Source organism: Ureibacillus suwonensis (genome assembly GCF_042655065.1).
In the GTDB taxonomy this organism is placed as follows: Bacteria; Bacillota; Bacilli; order Bacillales_A; family Planococcaceae; genus Ureibacillus; species Ureibacillus suwonensis.
The window spans coordinates 1-640 of sequence record NZ_JBHSNQ010000097.1 but is presented as its reverse complement, the minus strand read 5'-3'; the positions used below and the strand labels follow the sequence as shown (position 1 = coordinate 640).

Annotated in this window: 1 protein-coding gene; it reads right to left on the bottom strand. The window is 34.5% G+C overall.

What is annotated here, in order from left to right:
- Positions 1-640, bottom strand: a 640-nt coding sequence (locus ACFPOH_RS10800; protein ID WP_390309640.1) for a transposase, incomplete at both ends; no start/stop codon positions are given.

Sequence of the window (640 nt, the reverse complement as noted above, 5' to 3'; positions counted from 1 at the left end):
TCAGAGATATCAAACTCTTCCTCGGTTAAATTTGTGACAAGTATTTCTTCCGTGCCAGAATCCAGTGGGAATCTAACTACACGAGCAGTAATCACTTGTTTCCTATGTATTATATGAATGTTTTGATCAGCATCTTTCGCTTCGACAATTTCCTTTATCGTATTTTTTTGACATCGCATCACATATTTGATACCAAGGGCATCTAAATAGGCAATAAAATCTCTCGATGGATACCCTCGATCAAATAAAAAAAGATCATTTTTTAATCCAATTTGTACGAGTTCTTCAATCATATCCTTTGCACTATCTCGCTCAGCTACCTTATATGGATTGATTCTAGAAGTAATAATGATTCCATTCTCAAGATCGTAAATACAAGAGGCACTAGCTCTTGCATAACTTGTCTTATGATTTTTTCCATACCCAAAATAATTTCGAAGCTCCTCAGTATCAGGAATTTGGAGCACACTTCCATCGATTGCGCAAAGTCTAAATCCACGATAAGTTTTAAAGGAATTTTCTTCATAATACCAATTCACAATCGCTTTTGTAAGTTTTACAAAAGCGAGAGGAGAAATCTTTTTTCGTGCGGCTGAATAGCCTTGTTTGGAAATACTAATTTCTGATAAATTAAATTTGT